5 protein-coding genes are annotated in these 9026 nt (G+C 55.4%); 3 read left to right on the forward strand and 2 right to left on the reverse strand.

The window, feature by feature from the left end; all coding sequences use genetic code 11:
- Window positions 1–78: 78 nt before the first annotated feature.
- The gene (locus Q1A43_RS21635) at window positions 79–3129 is read right to left on the reverse strand and encodes a hypothetical protein (protein ID WP_299938851.1); all 3051 of its coding nucleotides are present in this window, start codon (window positions 3127–3129) and stop codon (window positions 79–81) included.
- Between the two features lie 707 nt (window positions 3130–3836).
- On the opposite strand from Q1A43_RS21635, the gene Q1A43_RS21640 reads away from it, so the two are divergent.
- On the forward strand, window positions 3837–5033 hold the full coding sequence (locus tag Q1A43_RS21640) for a Gfo/Idh/MocA family oxidoreductase (RefSeq protein WP_299938853.1): 1197 nt from the start codon (window positions 3837–3839) through the stop codon (window positions 5031–5033).
- Window positions 5034–5039: 6 nt separating this feature from the next.
- Window positions 5040–6089: a Gfo/Idh/MocA family oxidoreductase gene (locus tag Q1A43_RS21645; RefSeq protein ID WP_299938854.1), complete on the forward strand. Its 1050-nt coding sequence runs from the start codon at window positions 5040–5042 to the stop codon at window positions 6087–6089.
- Window positions 6090–6153: 64 nt separating this feature from the next.
- Here the strand turns inward: Q1A43_RS21645 and Q1A43_RS21650 are convergent, their stop codons facing one another.
- A complete protein-coding gene (locus tag Q1A43_RS21650) occupies window positions 6154–6639 on the reverse strand; it encodes a transcription termination/antitermination NusG family protein (protein WP_299938855.1) in 486 nt (161 codons plus the stop codon).
- Between the two features lie 639 nt (window positions 6640–7278).
- Here Q1A43_RS21650 and Q1A43_RS21655 point away from each other — a divergent pair.
- Window positions 7279–8688, forward strand: coding sequence for a calcium-binding protein (locus tag Q1A43_RS21655; protein ID WP_299938857.1), 1410 nt, complete (start codon window positions 7279–7281; stop codon window positions 8686–8688).
- The last annotated feature ends 338 nt before the right edge of the window (window positions 8689–9026 follow it).

The following is a 9026-nucleotide window of genomic DNA, read 5'->3' on the forward strand; positions in this document are numbered from 1 at the left end:
GTGTTTCCAACACTAGATGATGGGTAGCTACAAAAAAGGCCCGCCAAAGACGGGCCTTTTAGGTTTGGAGATTTTAGATCAGACGAGGAAGTAATCCGAGCTGTCAAAATCAGTGTCGGTGCTGGTCAAGAAGGTGGCAACGAGATTGCCATCTACTGTCATGTCGACATCAACGCCATTCTGGGCAAAGGCGACCACGGCTGCTGGCCCAAAGGCTGTCAGGTCGATATCATCGATCCCTTGCTCAAAGTCGGTCACCGTATCTGCGTTGGCCGCACCGCTTGCCGCAAACACAAACGTGTCGGCGCCAAGATCGCCGGTCATGACATCTATGCCATCACCACCGTCAAGCGTGTCGTCCGCCAAGCCGCCAACCAAGCTGTCATCGCCCGTGCCCCCGGAGAGCAGGTCGCCGCGGGTTTGTGTTCCGACTGTTGGCACTTCGACCTGACCTGACATCAGCGTGTCATTACCAGCCCCACCATAAAGGGAGTCTTGGTCTGCCGAGGTGTAATCGTCACCACCGTTCAGCATGTCATTGTCGTCGTCGCCATAGAGAACATCGCGGCCGTTTGATCCATAAATGGTATCATCGCCGTCGCCACCATACGCGGTGTCGTCACCGAAATCGGCACCAAGGGCAAAGCTCCCCGAGAGACCGGTATAGATCATGTCATCGCCACCGTCGCCGGTGATGACGTCATTGTTGCGACCGCCGGTGATGGTGTCATTGGCCAAACCGCCGTCAATGGTGTCATTCCCACCATCGCCGTTTAGCTGATCACCGCGTGCCTGATAGTCGACCGCCGGTGATGGCGATGGTGCCAGCACCTGACCAGAGGTGATGACATCATGGCCTTCGCCACCATTGATCAGGTCGGTGTCGGCGGTTGCGCCATCATCGCCACCGGTCAAGGTGTCATTCCCATTGCCGCCATCGATTGTATCACGGCCATTCGACCCGATAACGCTGTCATTGCCTTCGCCGGCGTCGACATAGTCATTCCCTAGATCGTCACCAAAGGTCTCTACGGTTGCCATACCGGTATAGATGGTGTCATCGCCATCAAGTCCGATGATGCTGTCATCGTCGGCACCGCCTTCGATATAGTCATTCGCCCGACCACCTTGGATGGTGTCGTTGTCGGCCCCGCCAAGCATCCGGTCGCCATTGGCCTGAGTTCCGGCATCGGGTGTGACCAGCTGTCCAGAGATCAGCAAGTCATTGCCATCTCCACCTTCGAGCGTGTCAATCGAAGCTGTTGTGCCGTCGTTACCGCCCACTAGCTTGTCATTCCCGGTGCCGCCAATCAGGCTGTCAGCGCCGTCAGAGCCATACAGGGTGTCTGCGCCAGCGCCGCCATCAATGGTGTCGTTGCCGACCAAGACGCCGTCACGGATGCTGCCAAATATCTGGTCGTTGCCTTCTCCACCTAGGATGGAATCGTCACCCAAGCGACCTTCGATATCATCATTGCCATCGCCGCCTTCAATGGTGTCATTGCCATCATTGCCGAGCAGAGAGTCATTGCCAGCATCACCGGAGATGAAGTCATTTCCGTCGCCGCCAAGAATGGTGTCGTTGTCCGATCCGCCGCTGATCGAGTCATCACCTTGGTCACCCTCGATCCAGTCGTTTCCGCCATCTCCTGCGAGGGTGTCATTATCGGCCCCGCCGTCAATGTGGTCAGCGTTGTGGTAGCCATAGATGACGTCGCTTCCGGACCCACCCGTAAGCGTATCCGCCCCAACGCCGCCGTCGATGCTGTCGTCACCGTCGTTCCCTTGAATGGAATCGTCGCCATCGTCACCAGAGATGATGTCATCGTCATCACCGCCAAAAAGCGTGTCATCGCCAAGGTCGCCAAAGATGAAGTCGTTACCAGCGCCGCCTTGGATGCTGTCGTCCAGATCAACGCCATTGGTGTCATACCCGGCCCCAAAGAGAACGTCTGGCCCATCTGTGCCAGTCAGGTTGAGCGCGGCCTCGTTGGCGTAGCCCGCAACCGTCAGGTCTGTACGGTACAGATCTTCTCCGTCCGATAGGGTGACAGAGGCGAATGGTGTTGTGAAGGTGTTGCCAGAGTGGATCGGGTTCTCGCTGAACACGTCAAACTCGGGGCCAAACACCAAATTGGTGAAGGAGTTGTTTGTGACCGTAACACTGCTGGTATCGAAGATATAAACCGGAATGACGCTGCTGGCTGCTGCGGTGATACCGGCGCCGCCGATGGTTGGCCCGGTAAAGGTGTTGCCATCAATGGTAACGGCCGCATCCGAAGCAAAGTCGATCAGGATGCCTGTGGACTGAACATCCGCGCGGTTACCACCAATTTCTTCGATGATGTTGTTGGTGATCGTGGCAGCGGCGTCGTTGTTCACCTGAATGCCGTTTTGTGCGATGGTGTCGCCACCATCAAGATAGCCAGCGCCGGTGATGGTGTTGCCATCAATCACGACACTCAGCAATCCGCTGAAGTCACCTTCGACGCGAATACCGGTGCGCTGGAAGTCTTCGATCGTGTTGTTGGTGAGCGTGACAACATGTGGGAAGAAGTCGATATTTGCAACGACGACACCTGTGCCACGGTTGTAACCGCCAGCAGGGCTGTCTTGCATGCCGGTGATGGTTACATCATCAACAGTTGCTGTTGAGCTGTCGATGGCGATGCCAGCGAAGTCGCTGTCTGCCAATGGGACATCTGCGCCCAAATCCCGGCCTTCAACCAGAACGTCTTCGATCACAACGTTGTCGCTGAAATTCACATGAACAACAGCCGCTGTGTCCCGCCCATCAGACATTGGAACAGAGGTCATCGGTGCATCAGGCATCTCGATGATTGTGCTGTCACCGGCCCCGGTGATTGTCAGGTTGGAGGCAAAGTCGATCGTGAGCTGTTCACGGAAGGTGCCCGCCCCCACATTGATTGCAGAGCTTGGAGCGCCCAATAGGATGGAGGCGTCAATCGCGTCTTGGATCGACATGCCATCATAGACATAATAAGTCGTGGTGGCGGTATCAATAATGACCGACCCCGCAGGGTTTCCCGCGCCAGAAACGGCAGACTGTGCCGTGGCGAGATCCGGATAGGTAGTGGTAAGTCCTGAAATAGTAGCTTCGATGGCCATTGCGGTGTCTCCGACAGGTCAGTATGCGCATTCAGAGATGGAGCGCGCATGATACGGCGCTCGCGGCTCTGTAAGATTGATTGAAGATCCGTTTTCTGTGGGGTGGGTTCCAATGACGTCGTCATTGGAAAGAAGGCGGATTGTTTCAAATTGGTTTTGAACTTTGTTGCCTGCAGAAGGCAGTAGGACGAAGCCTGTAATAGGATGTTGAATATGAGATATTTCTATCATTTTATAAAACCCCCTATTTCAAATGCACGGTGCCACTGCCTGTTAGGCGAAACAAAATCTATTCTAAAAACAAGCTGAAAACCCAAGAGCACTTCCCACGCGCCCAACGATGTTGGTGGATTCTCGGACCCTACTTTAACACTTCTTTAATATTTTGAAACGTCTGTACAACTATTTTTCTCATCCAATGGGGAAACTTCAGGAAGAAAATGGGCGAACTTTCGTTTATGGAGATGTTAACCGTCTGAATGCCGCCTGAGGTTGAGCGCAATCGTATCGACCTTTCAAATAAACGGCAAAAAATTAACGTTTCTGGCTTGGATCAATTTCGAGATCGGCATGCTGAACAAGGTCTGGCGGGTAGGGTTAGGTCCGGCGGTGCGGTATCGGGACGATGGACGGCGGGGGGCACTTCCTATAGGTCGAAATCAGGTTTGTATTAGCAATATTTTAAGCATGGTATTTCGGAGGTCGATTTGAAAGTTGGGATCGTAGGGTGCGGTTATGTTGCAAGCATGTATGCGAAAACCGCAGCAGTTCATCAGGATCTGGCCTTGGGCCAGGCCTTCGACGTAAACCCAGACAGGCTAAAGCGATTTTGTGATCGCTATGGGTGTGTTGGGGCGGCGTCTTTAGAGGATTTGTTGTCGGATGAAACAATTGGGCTGGTTCTTAACCTGACCAATCCACGCGACCATTACGATGTCACGCGTGCCTGCCTTGAAGCCGGAAAACATGTGTATACGGAAAAGCCGATCTCAATGGAGACCGCGTCGTCGCGGGACCTGATGGAGATGGCACAAGCCCGTGGATTGCGCATCGGGTGCGCCCCGTGCGGTGTGCTTGGCAATACGGCGCAAACCATTTGGCGCGCCCTGCAAGATGGGGTGATCGGCAAGGTGCGTTTGGTCTATGCCAATTACGATGACGGAATGATTGCTCCGGTGATGCAGCCTTGGACATGGCTGAATGACCTCGACGTGCCTTGGCCTGCCAAAGATGAATTCGAGGTCGGCTGTACCTATGAGCACGCCGGGTATTTCCTGACATGGCTGAATGCGTTTTTTGGTCCGGCTCGCACGATGACGGCCTTCTCGTCCTGCCAGGTTCCCGACAAGGGGATCGAGGTCGATAGCATGGCCCCGGATTTCAGTGTCGGGTGTATCGAATATGATGATGGTGTTGTCGCCCGCGTCACCTGTGGGCTTGTTGCGCCGCGGGATAAATCTCTGATGATTGTCGGCGATGAAGGGTATTTGTTTGTCAATTACCTACGCAACGACCATGAACCCGTCTATTTGCGCCGTTATAAACCGTCTCGCACCGTGCAGAGGATCGAGAACCGGATCGGGCGGCTGCGGGCGCGGGCACCATGGCTTACGTCTTGGTTGCCTTGGCCAGTGAAAGAATTCCTTCTTTATGAAAAGCTGCCCTTTGCCCTGCCCGTCAGCACGACATCTGTCTCGCATCACAAGCGGGTCGATTTTATGCTGGGTCCACTGGATATGGTCCGGGCCATCCAGGAAAATCGCCCGCATCGGCTTGGCTTTGATTTTGGTCTGCATGTGTTTGAGCAAGTGGAGCGACTGCAGTACCCGGATCGCTTTGACGGGGAGAAACGCCTGACGACGTCCTTTGAGCCATTTGACCCCCTGCCCTTGATCCAAGAGTAATCTGATATGCCCCATGAAGCGCCTGTGATCCTGTCTGATGATGTCCCCACTCCTGCGCGCGCCCTCTCTTGGGGGATTTTGGGCACGGGCAAGATTGCGCGGCAGTTTGCCGACGAATTGATCACTTTACCCTCTGCCCGGTTGGCGGGGGTTGCCTCCCGTACTGCTGCAAACGCGGCGGAGTTTGTGCAGCAGTTCGGGGATGGCATCGATGCCAAAGCCTATGAGAGCTATGCCGCGTTATGTGCGGATCCTGAGATTGATCTTGTCTATATCGCAACGCCGACGGGGTCCCACGCAGAGCTGTGCCGGATGGCGCTGATGGCTGACAAGGCGGTGCTGTGTGAGAAACCATTTTGTAGCAATGCCGCAGAGGCGGCCGAGATTTTTGCGCTGGCAAAGGCGCGCGGCCTATTTGTGATGGAAGCCATGTGGATGCGATTTAACCCGCTTATCCAAAAGGCAAAAAGGCTATTGGAAGAGGGTGCCATAGGCGATGTCCGCACCCTACATGCGGAGTTGGGATACGCCAAGAACGCGGATGTGTTGGGACAGGCCTCAGAGGGGCGCGGTGCCCGGTTGGCATTTGGCTGTTATGGCGCATCATTGGCGGTCTTTCTGTTTGGTGCCCCTCTCTCGTCTTCGCTGCATGTCGTCCGGACGGAAACCGGGGCCGAAGACAGCGTGGCCTTGGTTTTGGAATACCCCTCGCTTGTTGTCTCCCTGCTCTTTAGCGAATGGGCGACTTTGGGAAATGAGGTGCGCATTCGGGGGCGCGGTGGCAACCTTGTGATTGGCGACCCGTTCATCAATGCGACGTCCTTGCAATTGACGAGCTTTGAGCGGCTGCAGCAGCGCTCTGTGAGGGAAAAACTAGAGGATAGATTGAGGCGGCTCTTTGGGCGCGACCGGGCGGGCGATGTTTCTTGTTTCAATGCCGGGTTTCGCGAAGAGGCAGAAGAAACGATGCGCTGTATGCACGCCGGCCTGCTGGAAAGCCCCAAGATGCCTCACGCGGAAACTTTGCTGGTGCATCGACTTTTGGAAACCGGCTAGCTGGGACGTAGGTGCAGATTTCTGATGCCATCACATCGGCCTGAGCAGCTTTGGCGCCCTGCCCCTAGTTCATTTTATGGAGCTGTGAGGTGGGCATCTCGGCCCGGTTTTCCTCTCCGATCAGAGAGAGCAGCACCATAACCCGATCTGTGCCGCGCATTTGCGCCACTTCGGTGACCCAGCCGGCAAAAGGGCCTTCGGTGATCCGCACCCGATCTCCGGGAGTCAGATCCTTGGGGGGGAGCAACACGCCGTCCACATCGCAGCGCGCCTGCAGGGCCTGCATGACCGCCGCGGGAATGTGATTGGGGCGGTTTGACTGCAAACACACAAGACGGGCAACGCCCAGAGTGTTGTTGATGGCCCGCCACTGCGTGTCAGCCGGATCAAACCGCACAAAGACGTAGCCGGGAAAAAGGGGCTGTTTTCTTTGATTTGGCCCTTGCTTTTGCATCGGCGCAAAAAACTCGAACCCTTGGCGGGCGAGATTGACCGTCGCGCGGTTAAGGCCGTTTGGTTTGAGCTGAGCAAGGTGCCATTTCTGTGTCATAGGGGTCCTTGCGGCATGACTGGTTGTTTCATGTCGATCATTCTGAGCCCGGCTCACAGTGTGGTGCCGCTCTCTTGGGTCAAGTGCCGTGCTGCGACCGTAAATCCGGGCCAGAGAGGGTGCAATTTCACGCCCGCACGGCGTGATGTGCATGACCGATGGAAAAGGCCGCGATGGCATCGGGAATTGAATAACTCAAGTCGTTGAATAACAGGTAAGAACGGCAAAAGAATTGCATGTCTGGTGATGGAGGTAAAGTCTTCGCTCTTTTTCGCTTGGGAAGGGGAGGAGAGCCATTCAAATGCAATGGCATTAAAGGGAAGACTAGGGTGCCGACTGTCATAGCAAGAGGAATGGGGAAGCCCTCTAATTAGTGTAGTATTTTGCGGTTTATTCCCTCAATGGTTGCGCGGATGGTCGATGGTTTCGACATTTGGTTGAAACGCGTCATTTAAGGCCCTGAAAATCGCTCAAATTATACGTATTTGTTGAATATGAGATACCCCTCCGTTAAGACAGGATTAATATTTGAATAACAGGACGGCCGAATCATATGTCCATGTCATGCGACGATTTGAGTGCAAATCATCGCAGATGTGATGGGCGTCGGCTCAGGAATTTTCGGGAGCGGCATTTGTTATGAGCATTATTTCCACAGTGACGAGACTTTTTGGCACGTCAAACGACGATGTCTTTGACACAGCATCCATAGGCGGCAGCGTAATCTTCAATGCCAATGGCGGCAATGACAGTGTTTCAGACACGCTTGAGGGCGGGAATGACAAGTTCAATGGGTATGCTGGCGACGATACATTGCTTGGCGGCGACGGTAACGACACGCTGAACGGCGGTGCCGGTGCCGACAGTCTGGACGGCGGTGCAGGTGATGATGACCTGACCATTGATCAAGACGATTTGGATACTGGCTATGTAAATGGCGGTGCCGATTATGACATCATTCGGGGATCCGGTGCCATCACAGGCTTGGATTTGACCGACGTCGCAGGCGAGCGCTTCTTGGGTGGTCACGGCGATGACAGCGTGTCTGGCGGCTCCGGTACGACGGGCGTTGCGATGGCGGGCAATGGCGGCAATGACACCCTTGAGGGAAGTGCTGGCGCTGACCGGATGTCCGGCAATAGCGGCGATGACGTTCTCTCTGGTGGTGCCGGAGACGATACCATTCTTGGCGGCGCTGGTGCGGATACCATGACCGGGGGCGACGGCTTTGATATGCTGGTCGCGACCGGAACAACCGGTGTTTTGATGAACATGGTGGTGGGTCGCATCGAAGGCGGTGATTTCGACGGTGACGTCGCTAGCGGTTTCGAAGGTATGGTTGGCACCAACTACAATGACAAAATTGTAGGCAATAACGTTGATAACTTCCTCTTCGGGAACGCCGGGAATGACACGTTGCTTGGCGGCGGTGGTGCCGATACGCTGCTTGGTGGACTAGGAGCTGACGACCTTCAAGTTGATCAAGCCGATATCGATTCCGGTCTTGTCGATGCTGGCGGCGGACTTGATATTATCCGGGCGAGCGGGACTTTGACCATTGATATGAGTGCCGTGAATGGCGAACGCTTCTTTGGTGGCAGCGGTGGGGATTATGCCTCGGCCAGCGGATCCGAAAGCGTGCGTCTGAACGGTTATGGTGGCAATGACACGCTGGAAGGCAGCTCGGTCAATGACACGATCAATGGTGGTAATGGCGATGACGTCATTATCGGGGACGGCGGTAATGACCGTCTGCTTGGCAATGGTGGTTCAGATTCCTTTGTCATCGCCGGGGACAATTTTGGGGCGGATGATGTTTTTGACTTCTCCACCGCTGACCGCGTTGTCTTTGACAATAGCGAGCTGGGTGCTGATGCCGTTGGGATCGCCGATATCACATTGACCGATAATCCGTTGGGTGTGGTGGTGACCGCTTCAGGTTTGACTGGCTCAACCCGACTGCGCGGAAACCTGGATGCCGTAGATTTGATGGTCACGATGGATGGCAATGGCGATATCATTGTCGAATGGGACCTCGTGCCCGTCTAAGCGGGCTCCTATCGTTAGCTTTTGATCAAGCGGGCTTTTGGGCCCGCTTTTTCGTTTCTGGGTCTACGCGGCGTGTTTCGCGATGGGGGGTCCCCCTCCCCTCTGGACCGTTCCCGGAATATGCGCCGGTTCCAGCTTTGGCGTGGTACCATAAGGTAGGGTACGGTACCCTTGTTCTTTGACGGGGCGTTTTGGGTGCGCCGGAGGTGCGTGTCTTTGGGCTATTCCGAAAGGCTTTATGTCTTGGTTGGGGCCGCCCCTGCCCCTGCCCCTGCCCCTGCCCCTGCCCCTGCCCCTGCCCCTGCCCCTGCCCCTGCCCCTGCCCCTGCCCCTGCCCC

Origin of the sequence: uncultured Pelagimonas sp., from assembly GCF_947498515.1 — a bacterium.
Lineage (GTDB): Bacteria > Pseudomonadota > Alphaproteobacteria > Rhodobacterales > Rhodobacteraceae > Pelagimonas.